Source organism: Streptomyces sp. NPDC057445 (assembly GCF_042802855.1).
In the GTDB taxonomy this organism is placed as follows: Bacteria; Actinomycetota; Actinomycetes; order Streptomycetales; family Streptomycetaceae; genus Streptomyces.
This window is the reverse complement of record NZ_JBHVDH010000007.1, coordinates 167223-187746: the sequence shown is the minus strand read 5'-3', so window position 1 is coordinate 187746 and position 20524 is coordinate 167223. Positions and strand designations below refer to the sequence as shown.

General features: G+C 70.8%; 17 protein-coding genes. 10 read left to right on the top strand and 7 right to left on the bottom strand.

What is annotated here, in order from left to right:
- The 3 genes from ACFU5O_RS18265 to ACFU5O_RS18255 form a co-directional block, all read right to left on the bottom strand.
- Entirely contained in the window at positions 1 to 186 is a 186-nt protein-coding gene (locus ACFU5O_RS18265; protein ID WP_384241438.1) for a hypothetical protein, read from the bottom strand.
- 93 nt (positions 187 to 279) lie between these two features.
- On the bottom strand, positions 280 to 507 hold the full coding sequence (locus tag ACFU5O_RS18260; protein WP_384241435.1) for a hypothetical protein: 228 nt from the start codon (positions 505 to 507) through the stop codon (positions 280 to 282).
- 205 nt (positions 508 to 712) lie between these two features.
- A complete protein-coding gene (locus ACFU5O_RS18255) occupies positions 713 to 3694 on the bottom strand; it encodes a BTAD domain-containing putative transcriptional regulator (protein ID WP_384241433.1) in 2982 nt (993 codons plus the stop codon).
- A gap of 173 nt (positions 3695 to 3867) precedes the next feature.
- Here ACFU5O_RS18255 and ACFU5O_RS18250 point away from each other — a divergent pair, with 173 nt between their 5' ends.
- The gene (locus ACFU5O_RS18250; RefSeq protein WP_384241431.1) at positions 3868 to 5088 is read left to right on the top strand and encodes an amidohydrolase family protein; all 1221 of its coding nucleotides are present in this window, start codon (positions 3868 to 3870) and stop codon (positions 5086 to 5088) included.
- Between the two features lie 51 nt (positions 5089 to 5139).
- Here the strand turns inward: ACFU5O_RS18250 and ACFU5O_RS18245 are convergent, their stop codons facing one another.
- Positions 5140 to 6060, bottom strand: a complete 921-nt coding sequence (locus ACFU5O_RS18245; RefSeq protein WP_384241428.1) for a hypothetical protein — start codon at positions 6058 to 6060, stop codon at positions 5140 to 5142.
- Between the two features lie 223 nt (positions 6061 to 6283).
- On the opposite strand from ACFU5O_RS18245, the gene ACFU5O_RS18240 reads away from it, so the two are divergent.
- Entirely contained in the window at positions 6284 to 6697 is a 414-nt protein-coding gene (locus ACFU5O_RS18240) for a PaaI family thioesterase (RefSeq protein ID WP_384241426.1), read from the top strand.
- A 25-nt stretch (positions 6698 to 6722) separates the two neighbouring features.
- On the opposite strand, the gene ACFU5O_RS18235 is transcribed toward ACFU5O_RS18240, so the two are convergent.
- A complete protein-coding gene (locus ACFU5O_RS18235; protein ID WP_384241424.1) occupies positions 6723 to 8231 on the bottom strand; it encodes an alpha/beta hydrolase in 1509 nt (502 codons plus the stop codon).
- 131 nt (positions 8232 to 8362) lie between these two features.
- On the opposite strand from ACFU5O_RS18235, the gene ACFU5O_RS18230 reads away from it, so the two are divergent.
- The 7 genes from ACFU5O_RS18230 (at position 8363) to ACFU5O_RS18200 (ending at position 17498) form a co-directional block, all read left to right on the top strand.
- Positions 8363 to 9271, top strand: coding sequence for a MerR family transcriptional regulator (locus tag ACFU5O_RS18230; protein WP_384241706.1), 909 nt, complete (start codon positions 8363 to 8365; stop codon positions 9269 to 9271).
- A gap of 132 nt (positions 9272 to 9403) precedes the next feature.
- Positions 9404 to 10327, top strand: coding sequence for an LLM class F420-dependent oxidoreductase (locus tag ACFU5O_RS18225; RefSeq protein WP_384241421.1), 924 nt, complete (start codon positions 9404 to 9406; stop codon positions 10325 to 10327).
- 10 nt (positions 10328 to 10337) lie between these two features.
- Positions 10338 to 11099 (top strand): SDR family NAD(P)-dependent oxidoreductase, encoded by a 762-nt coding sequence (locus ACFU5O_RS18220; protein ID WP_384241419.1) that lies wholly within the window; start codon positions 10338 to 10340, stop codon positions 11097 to 11099.
- Between the two features lie 114 nt (positions 11100 to 11213).
- A complete protein-coding gene (locus ACFU5O_RS18215) occupies positions 11214 to 12338 on the top strand; it encodes an LLM class flavin-dependent oxidoreductase (protein ID WP_384241417.1) in 1125 nt (374 codons plus the stop codon).
- 181 nt (positions 12339 to 12519) lie between these two features.
- On the top strand, positions 12520 to 14259 hold the full coding sequence (locus ACFU5O_RS18210; protein ID WP_384241414.1) for an amidohydrolase family protein: 1740 nt from the start codon (positions 12520 to 12522) through the stop codon (positions 14257 to 14259).
- On the top strand, positions 14256 to 15716 hold the full coding sequence (locus tag ACFU5O_RS18205) for an aldehyde dehydrogenase family protein (RefSeq protein ID WP_384241412.1): 1461 nt from the start codon (positions 14256 to 14258) through the stop codon (positions 15714 to 15716). The genes ACFU5O_RS18210 and ACFU5O_RS18205 overlap by 4 nt, the downstream gene beginning before the upstream one ends.
- 222 nt (positions 15717 to 15938) lie before the next feature.
- A complete protein-coding gene (locus tag ACFU5O_RS18200; protein ID WP_384241410.1) occupies positions 15939 to 17498 on the top strand; it encodes an APC family permease in 1560 nt (519 codons plus the stop codon).
- Positions 17499 to 17622: 124 nt separating this feature from the next.
- On the opposite strand, the gene ACFU5O_RS18195 is transcribed toward ACFU5O_RS18200, so the two are convergent.
- Positions 17623 to 18033, bottom strand: a complete 411-nt coding sequence (locus ACFU5O_RS18195) for a RidA family protein (protein ID WP_384241407.1) — start codon at positions 18031 to 18033, stop codon at positions 17623 to 17625.
- 135 nt (positions 18034 to 18168) lie between these two features.
- Here ACFU5O_RS18195 and ACFU5O_RS18190 point away from each other — a divergent pair, with 135 nt between their 5' ends.
- Entirely contained in the window at positions 18169 to 19797 is a 1629-nt protein-coding gene (locus ACFU5O_RS18190; RefSeq protein ID WP_384241406.1) for a serine/threonine-protein kinase, read from the top strand.
- A 130-nt stretch (positions 19798 to 19927) separates the two neighbouring features.
- Here ACFU5O_RS18190 and ACFU5O_RS18185 read toward each other — a convergent pair whose 3' ends face one another.
- Entirely contained in the window at positions 19928 to 20500 is a 573-nt protein-coding gene (locus ACFU5O_RS18185) for a Uma2 family endonuclease (protein WP_384241705.1), read from the bottom strand.
- Positions 20501 to 20524 lie beyond the last annotated feature (24 nt).

Sequence of the window (20524 nt, the reverse complement as noted above, 5' to 3'; positions counted from 1 at the left end):
TCAGTTCCGGTCGCGGACCTGGGCGATGCCGCCCGCCCACGTCGTCCCCTCGCCGCCGGCGGACAGGCCGGTGTGCTGCGGTGCGACGGGCGTGTGGTTGTCTCCGGCCACGGCGGGGGCCGTGGCCCCTGCGGTCGCGGCGACCACGATGGCGGCCGTGGCGAGGATGTGCCTGGTGCGCGTCATTTCCCCTCCTGCTTCGAATCGAGTGCGGACATGCCGCGGCCGCGGCGGCTCCCCCTCCGCGCCGCCGCGGCCGCACCCCGTCGAATGTAAGTCTCAGCCCTTGGGCGGGGTGGGCATGTGGTTGTCGCCCATGGTGGTGATGGCGCCGTCCTTGGGAGGGACGGGCATGTGGTTGTCGCTCTGAGTGGTGGCGCCGCCGTCCTTGGGCGGGACGGGCATGTGGTTGTCGCCAAGGGTCGTGATGACGCCGTCCTTGGGCGGGGTGGGCATGTGGTTGTCGCCCATGGTGGTGATCTCTTCGTTCTCGTTGGCGTCGCTCATCGTCGTCAGCTCCTGAAACGTCGACGTCAGTCGGTAACGCCCGTTCGGCAACTCCCCCGAGGGTCGCCGAACGGGCGTTTGCGGGGACCGCTCACCTTAGCGACGATCCCCCGGCGACCCGTCTGCCCCCCGACGCGACGGACCGATGAGTAGATAGTGGCGCGCGGTCATAAACAAACGCTGAACGTGCCGCTCAGGTGGGTGATCAGGCGGCCGCGAGCGGGGTCAGAAGGGCCCTGACCTCGTCCGCTTCACCAGCGCCCACTTCTTCGTACAGAGCGAGGGCCTCGCGCCAGCAGGCGCGAGCGCGGTCGGTCTGCCCGAGTGCGTCGAGCGCCTGCCCCAATGCCTTGAGGACGTTGCCCCGCATCTTGTCGCCGCCGATGCACCCCGTGGCGAGGGCCTGTTCCGCGTGCTGCGCGGCTCGTGCCGGCTGCCGGGCCTGGAAATGGGCAAGGGCGATGCGGTAGTGCGTCGTTCCTTCCCAGAGTCGTTGGCGGTCCTTCGTGAACATCTGCAGGGCTTCGGAGAACTGCTCCAGGGCCTGCACGTGGCGCCCCGCCTGGGTGAGGGCGACTCCGAGGGCGTACCGGGCGTTGGCCAGCCGCACCGTGGGTCCCAGACCGACGTAGAGGTCGACGCCCTGTTGGGCGAGTTCGATGGCACTGGCGGTGCGGCCCATGAGCTGATGAACACGGGAGAGGTTGCAGAGAGCACTTGCCTCCCCGGGCAGGTTTCCGTCGGCACGTGAGCCTTCCGCCGCCTTGAGCAGATGATCCTCTGCCTCTTCGTAGCGGTCCCGGCTGGCGGCGATGATCCCCCGGTCGTTGTCCGCCCAGTACACCGGCGCCACGTCCCCCGTCGCCACCGCCAGCGCCCTGGCGATACGCGCCTCCTCGTCCGCTTCGGCGTAACGGCCCGCCACCAGGTGGACATTGGTGAGGACGGTGCGCGCACGAGCCTCGGCGTGGCGGTCGCCCGCCGCCCCGGCGGCCTCGCGCAGGGCGATCGCAGCAGATTCGTACTGCTTGGAGTTGGCACCGGACTCGCCCAGGTCCTTCGCCGCCCAGAGCAGATCCACGGCCCTCCGCAGTCGGCCTGTGACCGTCGACTGCCTCACGCACGCCAGCACACAGTTCGCCTCGGTGTAGAGCCAGTCCAGTGCCTCGTGACGGTCGGAGAATCCGAGACCGTCGTACGTCGTGGCCTCCAGGTGGTTCACGAGCCGGTCGCCGGGGCGCTCTATGGCGAACACCCGCGCCGCTGTCACCAGGTAGAAGTCCAGCAGCCGCGACAGGGCCGCCTCCCTTTCCGCCGGCGGCTGTTCGTCCCTCTCCGCGCACGCACGCGCGTAGAGCCGTACGAGGTCGTGGTACCGGTAGCGGCCAGGAGCGGCCGACTCCACCAGGGAGGTGTCGACGAGCGCCTCCAGGAGGCCCTCGGTCTCATGCGGCGGCAGATCCAGTACGGCCGCCGCCGCGGCCAGCGAGATGTCCGGGCCGTCGGCGAGGCCCAGGAGGCGGAAGGCGCGGGCCTGAGCCGGCTCCAGCTGGCCGTAGCCGAGCTCGAAGGTGGCCTTGACCGCGAGGTCGCCCGCCTGGAGCTCGTCCAGCCGGCGCCGCTCGTCGGCGAGTTTGGCCGCGAGCACCGAGACCGTCCAGGTGCGGCGGGCCGCGAGGCGGGAGGCCGCGATACGGATGGCGAGGGGGAGGAAGCCGCACGCGGCGACCACGTCCAGGGCCGCCTCGCGCTCGGCCGAGACCCGCTCCTCGCCCACGATCCGGGTGAAGAGCTGGAGTGCCTCCTCGGGGGACATCACATCCAGGTCCACCAGATGCGCGCCCGCCAGGTCGACCATGCGGATGCGGCTCGTGACGAGCGCCGCGCAGCCTGCCGTGCCCGGCAGCAGGGGCCGGACCTGGGCCGCGTCACGGGCGTTGTCCAGGAGGACCAGGATCCGGCGGCCGTCGAGCGTGGAGCGGTAGAGCGCCGCGCGCTCGTCCAGCGTGTCGGGGATCGCCGAGTCCGCCGTGCCGAGCGCCCGCAGAAAGGCGCCGAGGACCGTCTCCGGCTCCGCCGCCCGTGGACCGGCGCCCTGGAGGTCGATGTACAGCTGTCCGTCGGGGAACTGCGGCCGGGCCGTGTGCGCGACGTGCACGGCGAGCGTCGTCTTGCCGACGCCTCCGATGCCCGCGAGCGCGGAGACGGCCATCACGGAGCCTTCGGTGGTGACGAGCTGTTCGCCGAGCTCCCGCACGAATGCCGCCCGGCCGGTGAAGTCGGGCACGGTCGCAGGAAGTTGAGCGGGACGGGTGAACTGGGGTGCGTTCGGCGGCGGTTCCTCAACCGGACGGGCGAGTTCCGCATCGGCCTGCAGGATGCGCTGCTGCAGCTGGGACAGTTCGGGCCGCGGGTCGACGCCCAGCTCGTCGGCAAGCAGCCGCCGGGTGTCGGCGTAGACCGCCAGCGCCTCGGCCTGCCTGCCGCTGCGGTACAGCGCGAGCATCAGCAACTCCCGCAGTCGTTCCCGCAGCGGATGCGCGGCCGTCAGGGCGGTGAGCTCGGACACCGCCTCCGCGTGGCAGCCCACGTCGAGATCCAGCTCCAGCCGCGTCTCGAGCAGTTGGAGCCGCCACTCCTCCAGGCGGACCCGCTGGGAGTCGGCGTACGGCCCGGGTACGGAGGCGAGTGCCTCACCGTCCCACAGGCCCAGCGACTTGTTGAGCAGTACCCGTGCCTGGCAGCGGTCGCCGCCCGCGCGTGCCTTCTCCGCCTCGGACACGAGCTCCTGGGCGACATGGAGGTCGAGCGCGTCGGACGGGGTGCGGATGGCATAGCCCCCGGACTCGCTGACGAGGACGCCGGGGCCGAGCACCTTGCGCAGCCGGGACGCGTACGTCCGCACGGCCGCCAGCGCCTGTGACGGGGGCTCCTCGCCCCAGATCGCGTCGATCAGCTCGGACGCCGTGGCCGTTCGGCCCTCGCGCATCAGCAACGCGGCCAGCAGCGCCCGTTGTTGCGGTGAGCCGGACGGCAGGGCTTCGCCGTCTCCCCAGGCGCGTACGGGTCCGAGCACGCTGAAGCGCAGGTCGCTGCAGCTTCCGCTGCCGGCCTGCACCGGAACGCGCTGCTCCGGAACGCGCTCCGGGACGCGCTCCTGTGCGGAGGACCCGTCCTCACGGTCCATAGCTTCCCCCTGCTCGTACCGCTTCGTATCGCCGGTCTCGCCGGTATCGCCCTCGACAGTCTGCCTTGTGCGAGCCCGGCTCGTCAGCAGTGGGTGACGCTCTGCACAGGATCTGCCGGATCAGGCGTGGACCGATAGCTGACGGAGCGTCAGATCGGCGCTACCGTGAAGACATGGAGACCTTCCCGAAGATCATCTCGGTGGACGACCACACGGTGGAGCCCCCCAACGTCTGGCGGGACCGGCTCCCGTCGAGGTACCAGGACACCGGCCCGCGTATCGTCCGTGCGCCTCTGAAGGAAATGACCTTCCTGGGAGGCAGGTTCGCACCGGTCATGGGCGCCCCCGGCGACGACGGGCCGATCGGCGACTGGTGGGTGTACGAGGACCTGCACCGGCCGCTCACCCGTCTCGACACCGCCGTCGGCTACGACAGGGACGAGATCAGGCTCGAGGTCATCACGTACGAGCAGATGCGGCCGGGCTCGTTCAGCGTGCCGGACCGACTGGCCGACATGGACGTCAACCACGTCCAGTCGGCGTTGTGCTTCCCCACCTTCCCGCGCTTCTGCGGGCAGACCTTCACCGAGGCCAAGGACCGCGAGCTGGCACTGCTCGGCGTCCGGGCGTACAACGACTGGATGGTGGAGGAGTGGTGCGGCCCCCACGCGCAGGGCCGGCTGATCCCGCTCACGCTGATACCGCTGTGGGACGCGCAGCTCGCCGCCGCCGAGGTGCGTCGCAATGCCGCACGCGGAGTGCGGGCGGTGGCCTTCTCCGAGATTCCCCCGCACCTCGGCCTCCCGTCCGTCCACACGGACGAGTGGGATCCGTTCCTCGCCGCGTGCGACGAGACCGGCACGGTCGTCGCCATGCACATCGGCTCCTCGTCCAGGATGCCGTCGACCTCGGCGGACGCACCTCCGGCCGTGGGCTCCACCATCACCTTCGCCAACTGCTGCTTCTCGATGGTCGACTGGCTGATGAGCGGCAAGTTCGAGCGCTTCCCCAACCTGAGGATCATGTACGCGGAGGGCCAGATCGGCTGGATCCCTTACATCCTCGAACGCGCGGACGTGGTGTGGGAGGAGAACCGGGGCTGGGGAGGCGTCGCGGACAAGGTCCTGCGCCCGCCGTCGGAGCTCTTCGCCGGGCATGTGTACGGGTGCTTCTTCGACGACGCCTTCGGGCTGAGGAACCTGGACGCGATCGGTGTCGGCAACGTCCTGTACGAGACGGACTACCCGCACTCGGACTCCACCTGGCCGAAGTCACGGGAGGTCGGCGAGGCGCAGATGGGACATCTGGCACCGGACGTGGTGGAGCGGATCGTTCGGGGGAACGCGATCGAGCTGCTGGGACTCACCCCCGAGGGGCTGTGGCCGGGAGCCTAGCGCGAAGCAGCCGCGCCCCCGCCAGGGGTCGCGGCTGCCTGGTGCGTGCGGTCAGCCGAGGAAGACCGACGAGATGTCGTTGTCGAAGCCGATGGTGGCGAGGTCGGCGACATCACCGTTCACGACCTTGGACTTGCCCGTGCAGTTCTTCCCGGACCAGACCTTCAGGGAGCCGGAGGCCTGGAGCGACGAGGCGACGTCGTCGCGGGTGACGTTCTGGCAGCCGGAGCCGGCGAGGCCCTGGGAGGGGTCACCGAAGTTCTTCTCGTCGGAGAGGGTGACGCTGGTGGCGGGCCCGGCGGCACCTCCGCCGGCCTGCTCGCCGCCCTGGCCGCCGTCTTCCTGACCGCCCCCGGCCTTCTTGCCGTCCGGGGTCACACCGAACCAGGTGCCCCCCACGCCCTGCCCGTTCGTGTCACCGGGCTTCAGGTCCTTGCTGAAGCGGTAGACCGGCCAGCCGCCGACGGTGACCTGGAGGTTTCCGTCGTCCCGCTTGACCACGCCGACGTCGGACTTCTTCACCCCGTCGATGAAGATCCTGCCCCCGGGCGCGACGACGACGGGCGGCCAGGTGGTCGCGCAGTCGCCGTTGCAGTTGGACTTCGACGGGTTCGCGGTGTCCTTGTCGAAGCGGTAGAGGGTGAAGCCCGCCCCGTTGACCACGACGGGGTCGAGGCTGCCCGCCTTCGAGGCGCTGAGCTGGACCCACTTCTTCGCGGCCGGCTTCACCGCGGCCTTGCCGGGGCTGTTGGCCCAGTCCCCGGTCCTGGCCGCCGCGTTGTTCTGCTTGGCCGTGCCGCTCAGGAAGTTCAGTTCCTGTGTGCCGCCCTGGCCGGCGGCGCCCTGGTCCGCGGTCGCCGGCGCGGACGGCGCCGGGACGCCGGTGGCGTTGTCCGTACCGTTGCAGGCGGTCAGCAGCAGAACACCGGCAGCGGCGGCACCGGCGATCATCCCGAAGCGCTTGTCGAACATGGGGCTCTCCCTCGAGTGTGGCACTCCGGACCCCCCGGAGCCTTCGCCACGGGGTACGGGGCCGGTTACGGGCCGCCCTCACCCGGTTACACCGCTGGGACACTCCCGGAACGGGTCGCGGCCATTCCGTGCGGGACACGGACATCCACGCCGACATCGGACGCGCGGAGAGCCGGGGCGCCGGACGTGGACATCGAGGGGTGGGCGCCCGCACCATCGGCACATGACGCTTTCGCCGGTCGACGCCGACAAGATCCTCTCCGACAACTTCGCACCCTGGGTGCTCGACCTCGGTCTCACCGTCGTCGAAACGGGAGCTCTCCACGCCGTTCTGCGCCTGCCCTGGTCGGACCGGCTGGCCCGCGAGGGCGGTGCGCTCTCCGGCCAGGCGCTGATGGCGGCGGCCGACACCGCGACCGTGATCGCCGTGTCGTCCGCCCGCGGCGCCTTCGTCCCGATGACGACGGTGCAGCAGTCGACCAGCTTCCAGCGTGCCGTGACCGGCGCGGACGTCCTGATCGACGCCCGTGTCTCCAAGCTCGGCAAGCGCATGGCGTTCGCCGACATCACGATGACCGCGGAGGGCGCGGACGAACCCGCCGCCCGCGCCTCCACGGTGTACGCGCTGCTCGGCTGACAGGCCCGCCCCCGCGCGGGGAGCCTCAGTCCCGCAGGTGCCCCAGTACGGATCGCACCGCGCGTTCCACGGCCTCGCGCGCCTGCTCGGTGTGGTCGATCGTCTCGAACGCGTGGTGTCCGAGCGGGACATCGATCACCTCGACGTTCGCCCCGCAGTCCTCGGCGGCGGTCAGGAACTCCTCGACCGTCGCCGCGATCTCCGGGCGCTCCAGCCCCACCCGCGTCAGCACGATCGGCAACTGCCCCGCGCCACGCACCATGTGGGCCGGGCGGAACCGGGAGTCGGCGAGCCCCCAGTTCGGCAGCGGGGCGAGTACGGGATAGGTCGCCGCAAGGCACCGCAGCCACGGCGGAGGCGCCGGGAGCAGGTCCGCCGACAGCAGTCCGCCTCCGGAGAAGTACCACAGCGCGACGCGTTCCCCGTCGACGCGCGGATCGCTCCGTACGAGCTCGACCGCTTCTGCGACGTCCTCGGCGGCGCGCCCGTAGTCGGAGAGATCGTGCAGCCGGTGGTCCACCGTCCCGCCGACCGCCCCCAGACCCGCCACGTACCGGGCGTAGCCGACGAGGGTCGGCCAGTCCCGCGGCGTCGGCCGGGCGTCGGCGGGAACCGGGCCGCCATGCACCAACACCACGGCGGGCCACGGGCCGTCGCCGTCGGGCAGATGGAGATCGACCCGCCCCACCCGCTCGCGGGGGCGTTCCGGTACGTCCAAGAGGAACGGCCGCAGATGCGCAGGCTTCTCGTCAACGGTCGCGGTGAGCCGATGGCCCTCTCCCGCGGCGGCCCGCAGGAGCACGTCGGCCAGCTCGTCGGGGCACGACAGCATCGGCCAGTGCCCGGTGTCGAGTTCGAAGAAGCCCACCCGTGGGTCGGTGAGTGCCTGGAACCGCGGGTCCCCGAATCCGACCACGGCCTGGAGCATGGCGATGCTCGACCCGTTGGCGGTGCACAGGACGCCGGTCGTCGGCAGCCCGGCGAGCGTCTCCGGCAGCCGGAACGGCTGGGTGAGAGTGGCCGGCGGCTGCGGTGCGGAAAGCAGGTCCAGCCGTGCCAGCGCCTCCACCGGGACGCCGGCGACGCTGCCGAAGCGGTGCCACTCGTCGAGCAGCGGTGCGGAGACCCGCCGGTCCCCGCCGCTCGCCCCGGCACTCTGCGTCAGCCGCTCGCGCAGCGTCCGGTCGGGTACGAGTGCGAGGGCGGGGTCGCCGTCCTGCGCCACGGGCGTGTCCACGTAGACGATCCGGGCGATCCGCTCGGGGCGCCGGCCGGCCGCGCCCAGCGCCGCGACGATGCCGCCGCCGTGGCCGGCGATCACCACCTCCGGCGCGTCCACATGGTCGATCAGCTGCACCAGGTCCTCGATGTGCGTCTCCAGGTCCGTGCCGGGTCCCGCCAGATGGCGGCGGTCCCCCAGCCCGGTGAGCGTCGCCGGGTACGCCTGTGCTCCCGACTCCCGCAGCCGGGCGGCCACGTCCTCCCAGATCCAGCCGCCGGTGTGGGTGCCCGGCACCAGCACGAATGCCGTCATGACCGCCTCCTCGTACGCAGGGTCCGCGCGGCCGGACCCCCGTGGCCGGCCGCGCTCGCCGGATACGGTAGGAACTCCCCCTGAGGGAGGTTCAAGCGTTGACCCTGGAGTGCCACGAGACGTCCGACGGCATGTGGAGCATCGGAGAGCTCGCCGAACGCGCGGGCGTCACCGTCAAGACGGTCCGCTTCTACTCGGACCGCGGCCTGCTGCCAGAGGCCGCCCGGAGCAGCGGGGGCCATCGCCGGTACGGCCCGGAGGCGCTCGACCGGCTGCGCCTGATCCGCTCGTTGCGCGCGCTGGACCTTCCGGTTCCGGATGTGGGCCGGGTCCTGGACCGGGAGGACCTGCTGGAGGACGTCATCGCGGGCCAGTTGGAGGAGCTCGGCTCGAGGATGGCCGCCCTGCGCTGGCGGGAGGCCGCCCTCCGTCTGCTCCGGGACTGCTCTCCGGGGGAACGTGCCGAGCGGCTGCGCCTGATCGGCGCCGTGTCCGCCCCGCCCAGCACGGCGGCGCTGGCTCGCTTCTGGCGCCGTGTACTGCCCGTCCGGCTCCCGGCCCGGCTGCTCTCCTCCATCCTCGACGGGGTCGTTCCACAGCCTCCCGCGGACCCGACCCCGGCCCAGGTGCTGACCTTCGCCCGGATGCACGCCCTGGTCTCCCACTCCTTCCCTCTCACCGACTTCTGCCGGCCCATGCCGCGCCAGCCCGACCGGGGCTACCGGCCCGCCGTGCTCTACGACGGTCTCGACGAGGCGTACGAGCTGGTCTCCGGGGACCTCCGGGCGCGGAAGACCCCGCACGAGGGCGAGGCGCTCGACTGTTTCGTCTCCGCGCACGCCACATCGCGCGGCATGCGGGACACCCCCGAGTTCCGCCGACAGCTCAGCGACAGGCTGGCCCTGACGGCGGATCCGGTGATCGGCCGCTACTGGCAGCTCGCCGCCGAACTGGCCGGCCCGGCGGATCCGACCTTCGGTGCAGCAGAAGACTGGCTCCGTGCGGCCCTGGACGCCCAGGTCGCCGCGGTCGGCTGCTGACGAGGGCCACGGAAGCCGTGACGGCGCCGGGGGGCCGTGCGCCCCGCACACCCCTTGTCTGATGCAGCGTCAGCAAACACCATGGTGTCCCGCACTCGCATATGACGAATCGTCAGATCGAAGGGACGGATCATGGTGGACTACGGGATGCAGCTCCCGGTCCAGTCGCAGAGCACCATCTACGCCGAGCCCTGGGAGGCCTCCGCCGGCCCCGGCGACCTCGCCGAGATCGCCCGCGTCGCCGACCGCAGCGGCTTCGCCTACGTCGCGTGCTGCGACCACGTCGCCATCCCGCGCCGGCTCGCCGCCGCCATGTCGACGGTGTGGTACGACCCCGTGGCCACGCTCTCCTTCCTCGCCGCCGTCACCGAGCGCGTACAGCTCCTCAGTCATGTCGCCGTCGTCGGCCTGCGCCACCCCCTCCTCACCGCCAAGCAGTACGCGACCCTCGACCATCTCTGCGGCGGCAGGCTGATCCTCGGCGTCGGCGCCGGTCATGTGCGGGAGGAGTTCGAGGTGCTCGGCGTCGACTTCGAGCGGCGCGGGGCCGTGCTCGACGAGACGATCGACGCGCTCAGGGCGGCCCTCGGGCCCGAGGAGTTCCCCCACTTCGAAGGTGAGCACTTCTCCTTCGAGGGCCTCGGGCAGAAGCCCAGGCCGGCCCGGCCCGACGTGCCCATCTGGATCGGCGGCTCCTCGCCCGCCGCCGTACGCCGGGCCGCGCTCAGGGGCGACGGCTGGCTCCCGCAGGGCGATCCGCGCGGCAGGCTGCCCGCACAGATCGCGAAGCTCAAGGCCCTTCGCGAGGAGGCGGGGATCGTACGTCCCGTCGGGATCGGCGCGATCACCGAGCCGTTGTACGTCGGCGACGCCCCCTGGGACGTGGGCCGCCGTACCCTCACCGGCAAACCGGAGGCGCTCGCCGAGTCGCTGCGCGCGTACGGCGCGATGGGCGTGGACCGGATCCAGGTGCGGTTCCGCAGCCGCAGCCGCACCGAACTCACCGACCAGATGGCGGCCTTCGCCGCGGACGTGGCTCCGCACCTCGAGCGATAGGAGTACGGACATGGGGAAGCTGGACGGACGGGTCGTCCTCATCACGGGCGCGGCACGCGGCCAGGGCGAGCAGGAGGCCCGTCTCTTCGCCGCGGAGGGAGCGAAGGTCGTCCTCGCGGACGTCCTCGACGACCAGGGTGAGGCGCTCGCGAAGGAGATCGGTCAGGACACCGCGCGGTACGTGCACCTCGACGTGAGCCAGGAGGCCGACTGGGCCGCCGCTGTCACCGCCGCCAAGGACGCCTTCTGCCGCATCGACGGCCTGGTCAACAACGCGGGCATCCTGCGCTTCAACGAGCTGGTGAGCACGCCCCTGGAGGAGTTCCAGCAGATCATCCAGGTCAACCAGATAGGCGCGTTCCTGGGTATCAAGGCCGTCGCGCCCGAGATAGAGGCGGCCGGCGGCGGCACGATCGTCAACACCGCCTCCTACACCGCGCTCACGGGCATGTCCTACGTCGGCGCCTACGCGGCGACCAAGCACGCCGTCCTCGGCCTGACCCGGGTGGCCGCGATGGAGCTCGCCCCGAAGAGGATCCGGGTGAACGCCGTGTGCCCCGGGGCGGTGGACACGCCGATGAGCAATCCCGGAGGCGCGGACCCCGATGCGCTCGACGAGGTGTACCGGAAGCTCGTGCCGCTGGGGCGGGTCGGTCGGCCGGAGGAAGTGGCGCGGCTCGCGCTGTTCCTGACCGGCGAGGACTCCTCGTACATCACGGGCCAGCCGTTCGTCATCGACGGAGGCTGGCTGGCCGGAGTCAGCGTTCTCTGACGCCCGGCTCTCTGACATGCCGTCAGGTATTGACGCCTCCGGCGCACGGTGGAACAGTCGACGCATTCAGATCTGACGATGCGTCAGAAACGCAGGGACGGTGGTGGGACCCCCATGGAATTCGGGCTCTTTGTGCAGGGTTACGTAGGCAAGCGCGCCGAGACCGACCCGCTCGCCGAACACAAGGCGCTGATGGAGGAGACCGAGTACGTCATCCAGGCGGACAGGTCCGGCTTCAAGTACGCCTGGGCCTCCGAGCACCACTTCCTGGAGGAGTACTCGCACCTGTCGGCGAACGACGTGTACCTCGGCTACCTCGCCCACGCGACGGACCGGATCCACCTGGGGTCCGGCATCTTCAACCCCCTCGCCCCCGTCAACCACCCCGTGAAGGTCGCGGAGAAGGTCGCCATGCTCGACCATCTCTCCGAGGGCCGCTTCGAGTTCGGCTCGGGACGCGGCGCCGGCTCGCACGAGATCCTCGGGTTCATGCCGGGCATCACCGACATGAACCACACCAAGGAGATCTGGGAAGAGACCATCGCCGAGTTCCCGAAGATGTGGCTCCAGGACGAGTACGCCGGCTTCCAGGGCAAGCACTGGTCCCTGCCGCCGCGCAAGGTCCTGCCGAAGCCGTACGGGAAGTCCCACCCGGCGATGTGGTACGCGGCCGGGTCACCGTCCTCGTACGCCATGGCCGGCAAGAAGGGCCTCGGTGTGCTGGGCTTCAGCGTGCAGAAGGTCGCCGACATGGAGTGGGTCGTCGAGTCGTACAAGACGGCGGTCAAGGAGGCGGCGCCGGTCGGCGGCTACGTCAACGACAACGTCATGGTGACCTCCACGGCGATATGCGCAGAGACCCACGACAAGGCGGTCGAGATCGCGGTCGGCGGCGGGCTCAACTACCTCCAGTCGCTGCTCTTCCGCTACCACGACACCTTCCCGCGGCCCGAGGGCATCCCCGAGTGGCCCGAGCTGCTGCCCGAGTACACCGCCGAGATCATCGAACTCCTCATCGCGGAGGAGCTGATGATCTGCGGCGACCCGGAAGAGGTGCTGCGCCAGTGCAAGCGCTGGGAGCAGGCCGGGGCCGACCAGCTGTCGTTCGGGCTGCCGATCGGGATCTCGTACGAGGACACCATGACGACGATCAAGCTGATCGGCGAACACGTCATCCCGAAGATCGACACGGACCCGGTGCACCGCACGACCCGCTTCCGTCAGTCGGCGACCGACTGAGCCGCGGGCCAAGCGCGGGACGGCGCCCGCCGGGCGCGGTCCCGAGGGGGCGGGGTTTCCCGGGCCGCCGCCCCGGCAAGGGCCCCGGTCGTGGGGCGCCACGGCAGCGGCCTGCCATGGCGTCCCACGGCCGGGGCACATACGCAGCCAGAGCAGCCGCACCGGAAAGGGACGCCCACTCATGCTCGACCACCTCATCAGGCGCGCGTCCGTCGTCGACGGAACCGGCGCCCCCGCCTACGCCGCCGACCTCGGCATCCGTGACGGCCGCATCGCGGTCATAGCCGAGCCCGGCACCGTCACCGAGGCCGCCCGGACGAGCGAGGACGCGGACGGACTCGTCCTCGCCCCCGGCTTCGTCGACCCGCACACCCACTACGACGCCCAGCTCTTCTGGGACCCGTACGCCACCCCGTCCATGAATCACGGCGTGACCACCGTCGCGGGCGGCAACTGCGGATTCACGCTCGCGCCGCTCAACCCCGGCCGGCCGGAGGACGCCGACTACACACGCCGCATGATGTCCAAGGTCGAGGGCATGTCCCTGGTCGCCCTCGAAGAGGGCGCGCCCTGGAACTGGCACACCTTCGGCGAGTACCTGGACGCGCTCGAAGGCCGCATCGCCGTCAACGCGGGCTTCATGGTGGGCCATTGCGCCCTGCGCCGGTACGTCATGGGGCCGGACGCGATCGGCGGCCGGCCGACCGAGGCCCAGCTCCGGCAGATGCTCGCGCTGTTCCACGACGCCATGGACGCCGGTGCCTGGGGGCTTTCCACCACCCGGTCGTCCACCCACTCCGACGGTGACGGCAGGCCCGTCGCCTCCCGTCATGCCGATCCCGCCGAACTGCTCGCCCTCTCGGGTGCCGTCGCCGAGCACGAGGGCACGCAGCTCGAAGCGATCGTCGCGGGCTGCCTCGACCAGTTCTCGGACGAGGAGATCGACCTGTTCGTGGAGATGAGCGCCGTCGCGGGCCGCCCGCTCAACTGGAACGTCCTCACCATCGACGCCGCCGTGCCCGAACGCGTCCCGCGGCAGCTCCTCCCCTCCGAACGCGCCCGCAAGGCCGGCGGCAGGATCGTGGCGCTCACCATGCCGATCCTCACCCCCATGAACATGTCGCTCGGCACCTTCTGCGCGCTCAACCTCATCCCCGGCTGGGGCGAGATCCTCGCCCTGCCCGTCCCCGAGCGGATCGGGAGACTCCGGGACCCGGACGTCCGGGCCGAGATGCTGCGCCGCGCCGACTCCAGGGAGGCGGGTGTCTTCCGGCGGCTCGCCGACTTCGAGCGGTACGTCATCGGCGACACCTACTCGCCGGCGAACGACGGCCTCACCGGCCGGGTCGTCCGTGACATCGCCGCCGAACGCGGCCAGGACCCCTTCCACTGCCTCGTCGAGATCTGCGCGGCCGACGGACTGCGTACGGTCCTGTGGCCCATGCCCACGGACAACGACCCGGCCAGCTGGGCCCTGCGGGCCGAGACCTGGCAGCACGAGGACGTCATGCTCGGCGGCTCGGACGCGGGCGCGCATCTGGACCGGATGTGCGGGGCGCCGTACACCACCCGCTTCATCGGCGACTGTCTGCGCGGGCGGAAACTGGCCTCGCTGGAGGAGGCGGTGAAGATGCTCACCGACGACCCGGCGCAGCTCTTCGGCCTGCGCGAGCGCGGACGGATCGTCGAGGGCCACCACGCGGACCTGGTCCTCTTCGACCCCGAGCGGATCGACGCGGGCCCGGCGACCCTCGTCCACGATTTGCCGGGGGACAGCCCGCGGCTGGACTCGCGGGCGGTCGGCATCGTGTCCGTACGCGTCAACGGCGTCGAGACGATCCGCGACGACGAGGTCACGGGCGCGATCCCGGGCCGGGTGCTGCGCTCGGGCCGGGACACCAGGACGGTGAGCACGAGGTGAGCGCCGAGCAGCGGCTGTTCATAGGAGGGGAGTGGGTCGAGCCGGACGGCGGCCACTACGAGGTGATCGACCCGGCGACCGAGGAGCCCGTCGGGCTCGCCCCCGAGGCGGGCCGGGACCAGGTGTACGAGGCCGCCGCCGCCGCCAGGGACGCATTCGAGCCCTGGTCCCGTACGTCCCCCGAGCGGCGCGCGGCGATCCTGGACCGGGCGGCGGACGTGATCCAGCGCGAGTTCGAGGCGTACGCGGACCTCGCCCGCGCCGAGACCGGCGCGACGACCGGCACCGCCCGTGGAATGCAGGTCGCGGTGGGGGTCTCCCGGTTCCGGCGGTACGCGAAGGGCGCGCTGGAGCCCGTCGAGCAGGGCCTTCCCCCGCAGATCAACGAGGCGGGACCGATGGGCAGGGCCGGGATCCTCGGCGCGCTGGCCGCCCGCCGTCCGGTCGGTGTGGTCACCTGCATCACCTCGTACAACAATCCGTGGGCGAACCCGGCCGGCAAGGTCGCGCCCGCGCTCGCCATGGGCAACACGGTCGTCGTGAAGCCTGCGCCGCAGGACCCGCTCTCGGTCTACCGGATGGCGGAGGCGCTGGCGGAGGCCGGGGCGCCGCCCGGTGTCGTGAACGTCGTCTCCGGATCCCGTACGGAGGTCGGCGAGGCGGCCGTCGACTCGCCCGACGTCGACATGGTCAGCTTCACCGGCTCGACGGCCGTCGGCCGGAGCATCGGCGAGGTGTGCGGGCGGGCGATGAAGCGGCAGCTGATGGAGCTGGGGGGCAAGGGCGCGGCGCTCGTCTTCGACGACGCCGACCTGGACTCGGCGGTCATGGGCATCGGCACGACGTTCGCCTTCTACAGCGGCCAGATCTGCACCGCGCCGACGCGTGTCCTGGCCCAGCGGGCGGTGTACGAGGCCCTGATCGAGAAGCTGACGGGCTACCTGGCCTTCATGAAGGTCGGTGACCCGGCGGCGCGGGGCACGGTGGTCGGCCCGGTCATCTCCGCCGCCCACCGCGACCGGATCGAGTCGTACGTCGAGCTGGGGAAGAAGGAGGGCGCACGGCTGGTCGCGGGCGGCGAGCGCCCCGGATTCGCACGCGGCTTCTACGTGGCTCCGACGCTTTTCGCGGACTGCACCAACGAAATGCGTGTCGTACGGGAGGAGATCTTCGGCCCGGTGGTGGTCGTGGTCCCCTTCGACGACGAGGAGGAAGGCATCGCGCTCGCCAACGACAGCGACTACGGGCTGCTCGACTACGTATGGTCCGGGGACGCGGCGCGGGCCTTCCGGGTGGCGCGGCGACTGCGGGCCGGCGGGGTCGGGGTGAACACGATCGGCCGGAACATGGAGGCGCCGTTCGGGGGGTTCAAGAAGAGCGGGGTCGGCCGGGACGTGGGCTCGTACGCCCTGCACGCGTACAGCGAGCTGCAGGCGATCGTGTGGCCCGGTGGCTGAGACATGAACCGCGACGGAAATTTTTGAAACATGCCAAAACGGACACAGCTGCGGTTTTCGCAACATGGAAGCCTTGGGTCAACACCTTTCAAAGCCATGGACATGGGCCAGTTGACCTTCTAAGCATGGGCAATGGGCGGGGATGCATGGTCAATATCCAAGGTTCGATATCCGGACTTCGAGACTCCGGATGCGGGAACCGCAGCACTTAACGTCCTCTTCATGACTCAGCTGGAGACGCGACCCCAGGTCGGAGACACGGTACGGGGACGCTCTGAAGGCGGCGTCCGTTCCAAGGGCCTCGAAAAGAACTCCGTCGGCCTCATGGGCAGCGCCGTCATCGGCATCTCGACGGTCGCCCCCGTGTACTGCCTGACCTCCACCCTCGGCTCCACGGCCGGCGAGGTCGGGCTGCAGATGCCCGCCGTCTTCCTGGCCGGCTTCCTGCCGATGCTTCTCGTCGCCTTCGCCTACCGAGAGCTCAACAAGGTGATGCCGGACTCCGGCACGTCCTTCACCTGGACGGTGAAGGCCTTCGGGCCGCGCGTGGGCTGGATGTGCGGCTGGGGGCTGGTGATCGCGACGATCATCGTGCTCTCCAACCTCGCGGGCGTCGCGACCTCCTACTTCTGGCTGCTGGCGGGCGAGCTGACCGGCAGCGATTCGATCGCCGCCCTCGACGGCAACAAGGCCGTCCACATCCTCACCTGCCTCGTCCTGATCGCCATCGCCACCGCGATCAGCTACCGCGGCATGACCGCCACCAAGCGTGTGCAGTACGCCCTCGTCGGCCTCCAGCTCGTCGTCCTCGCCGTCTTCATCGTGATGGCGCTCCAGAAGGCGGGCAGCGGAGCCTTCGACACCGGGGTCGACTTCTCCTGGTCCTGGATGAACCCCTTCGCGGTCCAGTCCTTCGCGGCCTTCACCGCCGGTATCTCCCTGTCGATCTTCATGTACTGGGGCTGGGACGCCTGTCTGTCCACGAACGAGGAGACCACCGGCTCCGACAGGACCCCCGGCCGCGCCGCACTCGTCGCCATGGTCGTCCTCGTCGGCTCGTACCTCGCCACCGGCATCGCCGCGCAGATGGCCGTGGGCTCCGGGGACAAGGGCCTCGGCCTCGCCAACCCGGACACCTCCGACAACGTCTTCGCCGCCCTGGCCGGGCCGGTGATGGGACCCGTCCTCGGCATAGCGCTCTTCGTCGCCGTCCTCGCGTCGGCCGCCGCCAGCCTCCAGACGACGTTCATCCCGGTCGCCCGCACGGTGCTCGCGATGTCCACGTACGAGGCCCTGCCCGCGTCCTTCGCGAAGGTCAGCCCCCGCTTCAAGGTCCCCGGCCGCGCCACGGTGGTCGCGGGCGTCGCCACCGGTGCGTTCTACACGGTCATGACCCTCGTCAGCGAGCACGTCCTGGTCGACACCATCTACGCGCTCGGCCTCATGATCTGCTTCTACTACGCGCTGACCGCCTTCGCCTGCGCCTGGTACTTCCGCGGCGAGCTCTTCCGCTCCGGCCGCGACTTCGCCTTCAAGGGCCTCTTCCCGGTCCTCGGCGGTCTCCTGCTGTCGGCGGTCTTCGGCAAGACGCTCTACGACATGTGGGACCCGGCCTACGGCTCCGGCTCCGCCGTCTTCGGTGTCGGCTCGGTCTTCGTGATCGGCGTCGGCCTGCTGCTCCTCGGCGGCGTCCTCATGATGGTCATGCAGCGCCGCAGCCCGGCGTTCTTCCGCGGCGAGGTCCTGACGAAGGACACCCCGTCGCTGGTGGTCCCGGACTGACCCGTGTCTCTGATGCGCCCGTGCCCGGCCCCGTGGAGGGGGCCGGGCACGGGCACGTTCAGCGCCGGCCCGGACCGGCGTCCAGCGGTGGCGGACGGGTCCACCGGTGTCGAACGCCCGGCGTTCAGCCGGGCAGCGCCACCGTCAGGTCCACCTCGACGAGCTGTCCGCGGAAGCCGAGCTGCGCGACACCCAGCAGGGTGCAGGCCGTGGTGAACGCCGGGCCGATGACCGAGCCGGTGAGCCTGGACCATGCGCCGGCCAGGACGTCCTGCTCGTCGCTGCGCACGTAGATCACCGAACGGACCACATGCTGCGGTCCCGCCTCCACCGTGACCAGCGCGGTCAGGGCGTTCGCGGCGACCTGGTCGATCTGCGCATCGAGGTCGCCCGGGCCGACCAGGGACCCGTGGACGTCGAGCGGACACTGCCCTGCCAAGTAGGCCGTGCGGCCGGCTTCGACCACGGTGATGTGGTGATAGCCCGGGGTCCCGTGCAGCTGCCCGGGGTTGATCCGGGTGATCCTCGCGCTCATGCCCGCGAGCCTGCAGCATCCTCCACCGCCGCGCACCTCGATTTCCGAGCGCTGCGAAAAGGTGGCGCATGTACGTGCAACTGGCATGTGAGAATGCAGCGTTGTCGACATCGGGCAGGTATTCGGGGGCGGCCGGTGGAAGTTCTGGATGCGCGGGACCCCCGCGCGGTCGGCGGGTACCGCATCCTGCGGCGGCTCGGCGAGGGGGGAATGGGCCGGGTCTATTTCGCGCGGAACGCGGGCGGCCGGTCCGTGGCGCTCAAGTTCATCCACGCCGACATGGCGTCCGTTCCCGGCTTCCGCGACCGCTTCCGGCGCGAGGTGGACGTCGTCCGGCGCGTCGCCGGGGCCGGCACGGTGCCGGTGGTGGACGCCGGAGTCGATGAGCAGCATCCCTGGTACGCCTCGGAGTACGTGCCAGGCCCCTCGCTCCAGGACGCCGTGGACACCTTCGGGCCGCTGCCCGCGGACGCGCTGTGGCGGTTCGCCGCCGATCTCGCAGAAACGCTGGAGCACGTGCACCGCGAGAGCCTCGTCCATCGCGATCTCAAACCGTCCAATGTCCTGCTCGCCACCGCCGGGCCCCGGCTCATCGACTTCGGGATCGTGCACGTGGCACTCGACACCGTGCTGACCATGAGCGGCGCGCGTATCGGAACCCCGGCCTACATGTCGCCCGAGCAGGCGTACGGGGAGCGGATCACGACGGCGAGCGACATCTACAGCTACGGGCTGACCCTGGCCTTCGCGGCCGGCGGCCAGGTCCCGCACCGTGGCACCGTCGCGGGCCAACTCCCGGGGGTGGACCCGGCCCTGGCCGTGATGATCCAGCACTGCCTCGACCCGGATCCCGACCGCAGACCGGACGCGGCCCAGCTCGCCGTACAGGCGCGGGCGCAGGACACGACGAACGACACCTGGCTGCCGGCGCCGGTGGCGTCGCTCATCGCCCGTAGGTCCGAGGAACTCCTGAACCTGGAGGCGCAGGAGGCGCAAGAGGCGCGGGAAGCGCGCGAGAAGAGGGAGGCGGGGGCGCATCCGGGCTCCTGGACCCGGCCTGACCCGAACGCCGGCCGTCCGGGGTTCCACGACGCCCCCACCCAGGGGCCCGGACCGTCAGGCCCCGGGACACCGCCACCGCCCCCTCCGCCCAGGACGGCGCCCGGTACCCCGCCGCCGGGCACCCCGCAGTGGGGCCCTCCTCCGCGACCGTCGGGCTCTTCGGGTCCGTCCGGCCCGTCGACACCGCCGGGAAGGCCCGGAAGGCCGGGAGCAGCGACACAGCCCGGTCGGGCGGTACCGGGACCTTGGATCCACCAGGGACTCGTCGGCCGGCCGGCCATCGGCCTGGCCTGGCTCGCACCGCTGGCGCTCAGTTCCGTCCTGATCGTCCTGACCCTGCCCACCGCCATGGCCTGGATCCGGCTGCTTGTGGTGACTGGCCTGGCCGCGCTCGCCTTCTGGCTGGCGGTGGCTCGCAACCAGGAGGACCGCGCCAGGTGGTTCCGGCTGAGCCAGTTCTACTGGCTGACGCTGGGGTTCTTCACCGTCCAGGGCTCGTACGCGGTCAGCCGGTACGACGAAGATCAACTCTATGAGTCGCTCCGTGACGGCCGGGCGGGCACCACGTCGTTCTTCGAGGGCCTGGTCGGTGGTCTTCTCACCATCCTGCAGCCCTTCCTCGTGCTCGGCGCGCTCGCCCTGATCTACGTGGTGCCCGCCGTGCTCGGACGGTGGATGCGCCTGAGCAGGGACGGGCACTGAGGCCTGAGCCCTCACCCGAGAGAACACGGGACCACGTCCAGCCGACCGTTACCGGATCGTCGGCGTCGACGCGCAGCCACTCGCCGATGCCCGCGTGGAGACCGCGTCCCCCTCGGGTCCGTAGCGGCGTTCAGCGGTAGCGCACGAGCCCGCGTGTGTCGAACGACCAGCGCCCGGCGGGCACGGTGTCGCCGAAGGCATACGGCACGGAGCAGCGGTACTTGAGTCCGTCGGGGCCGTCCTTCGGCTCGGAGTGGACCGTGATGGTGCCGTTGCGTGGGTCCACCACGACGTAGAGGGGGACACCCATCCTCGGATAGTCCTCCAACTTGGTGACAAGGTCGTTCTTGGGGTTGCTCTTGGAGACGATCTCGACGACGAGGAGCACCGCACGGGGGTCGACGGACTCGGCCTGAGGGTCGACGTCCTCGGTGGGAAAGGCCATCAGATCGGGCACCTTCTCGAGGCCGGTGACCGGGTCGGCCATGTCGGTGTCATTGACCGCCGAGATCCCCGGAGTCTGCGCCTTGATCTGCTCACGAAAGGCGTCCATGTTGGTGGTGTGAGGCAGATTCTGGCTCATCATGACGAGCTTGACCTCCCCGTCCGTGGTCTCCACCTTCCAGCCCTTCTCCAGGTTCTCGGCATACGCGGAGAGGTGCTCCACCACTTCGTGCATGCGCTGAATCTGATCGGGGGTCATGCTGCTCACGGCGTCCTCCCAGGG

What these genes read in the sequence shown, in the direction of transcription:
- ACFU5O_RS18265 (WP_384241438.1), bottom strand. Translation starts at nt 186, where the DNA reads ATGACGCGCACCAGGCACATCCTCGCCACGGCCGCCATCGTGGTCGCC.
- ACFU5O_RS18260 (WP_384241435.1), bottom strand. Translation starts at nt 507, where the DNA reads ATGAGCGACGCCAACGAGAACGAAGAGATCACCACCATGGGCGACAAC.
- ACFU5O_RS18255 (WP_384241433.1), bottom strand. Translation starts at nt 3,694, where the DNA reads ATGGACCGTGAGGACGGGTCCTCCGCACAGGAGCGCGTCCCGGAGCGC.
- ACFU5O_RS18250 (WP_384241431.1), top strand. Translation starts at nt 3,868, where the DNA reads ATGGAGACCTTCCCGAAGATCATCTCGGTGGACGACCACACGGTGGAG.
- ACFU5O_RS18245 (WP_384241428.1), bottom strand. Translation starts at nt 6,060, where the DNA reads ATGTTCGACAAGCGCTTCGGGATGATCGCCGGTGCCGCCGCTGCCGGT.
- ACFU5O_RS18240 (WP_384241426.1), top strand. Translation starts at nt 6,284, where the DNA reads ATGACGCTTTCGCCGGTCGACGCCGACAAGATCCTCTCCGACAACTTC.
- ACFU5O_RS18235 (WP_384241424.1), bottom strand. Translation starts at nt 8,231, where the DNA reads ATGACGGCATTCGTGCTGGTGCCGGGCACCCACACCGGCGGCTGGATC.
- ACFU5O_RS18230 (WP_384241706.1), top strand. Translation starts at nt 8,363, where the DNA reads ATGTGGAGCATCGGAGAGCTCGCCGAACGCGCGGGCGTCACCGTCAAG.
- ACFU5O_RS18225 (WP_384241421.1), top strand. Translation starts at nt 9,404, where the DNA reads ATGGTGGACTACGGGATGCAGCTCCCGGTCCAGTCGCAGAGCACCATC.
- ACFU5O_RS18220 (WP_384241419.1), top strand. Translation starts at nt 10,338, where the DNA reads ATGGGGAAGCTGGACGGACGGGTCGTCCTCATCACGGGCGCGGCACGC.
- ACFU5O_RS18215 (WP_384241417.1), top strand. Translation starts at nt 11,214, where the DNA reads ATGGAATTCGGGCTCTTTGTGCAGGGTTACGTAGGCAAGCGCGCCGAG.
- ACFU5O_RS18210 (WP_384241414.1), top strand. Translation starts at nt 12,520, where the DNA reads ATGCTCGACCACCTCATCAGGCGCGCGTCCGTCGTCGACGGAACCGGC.
- ACFU5O_RS18200 (WP_384241410.1), top strand. Translation starts at nt 15,939, where the DNA reads ATGACTCAGCTGGAGACGCGACCCCAGGTCGGAGACACGGTACGGGGA.
- ACFU5O_RS18195 (WP_384241407.1), bottom strand. Translation starts at nt 18,033, where the DNA reads ATGAGCGCGAGGATCACCCGGATCAACCCCGGGCAGCTGCACGGGACC.
- ACFU5O_RS18185 (WP_384241705.1), bottom strand. Translation starts at nt 20,500, where the DNA reads ATGACCCCCGATCAGATTCAGCGCATGCACGAAGTGGTGGAGCACCTC.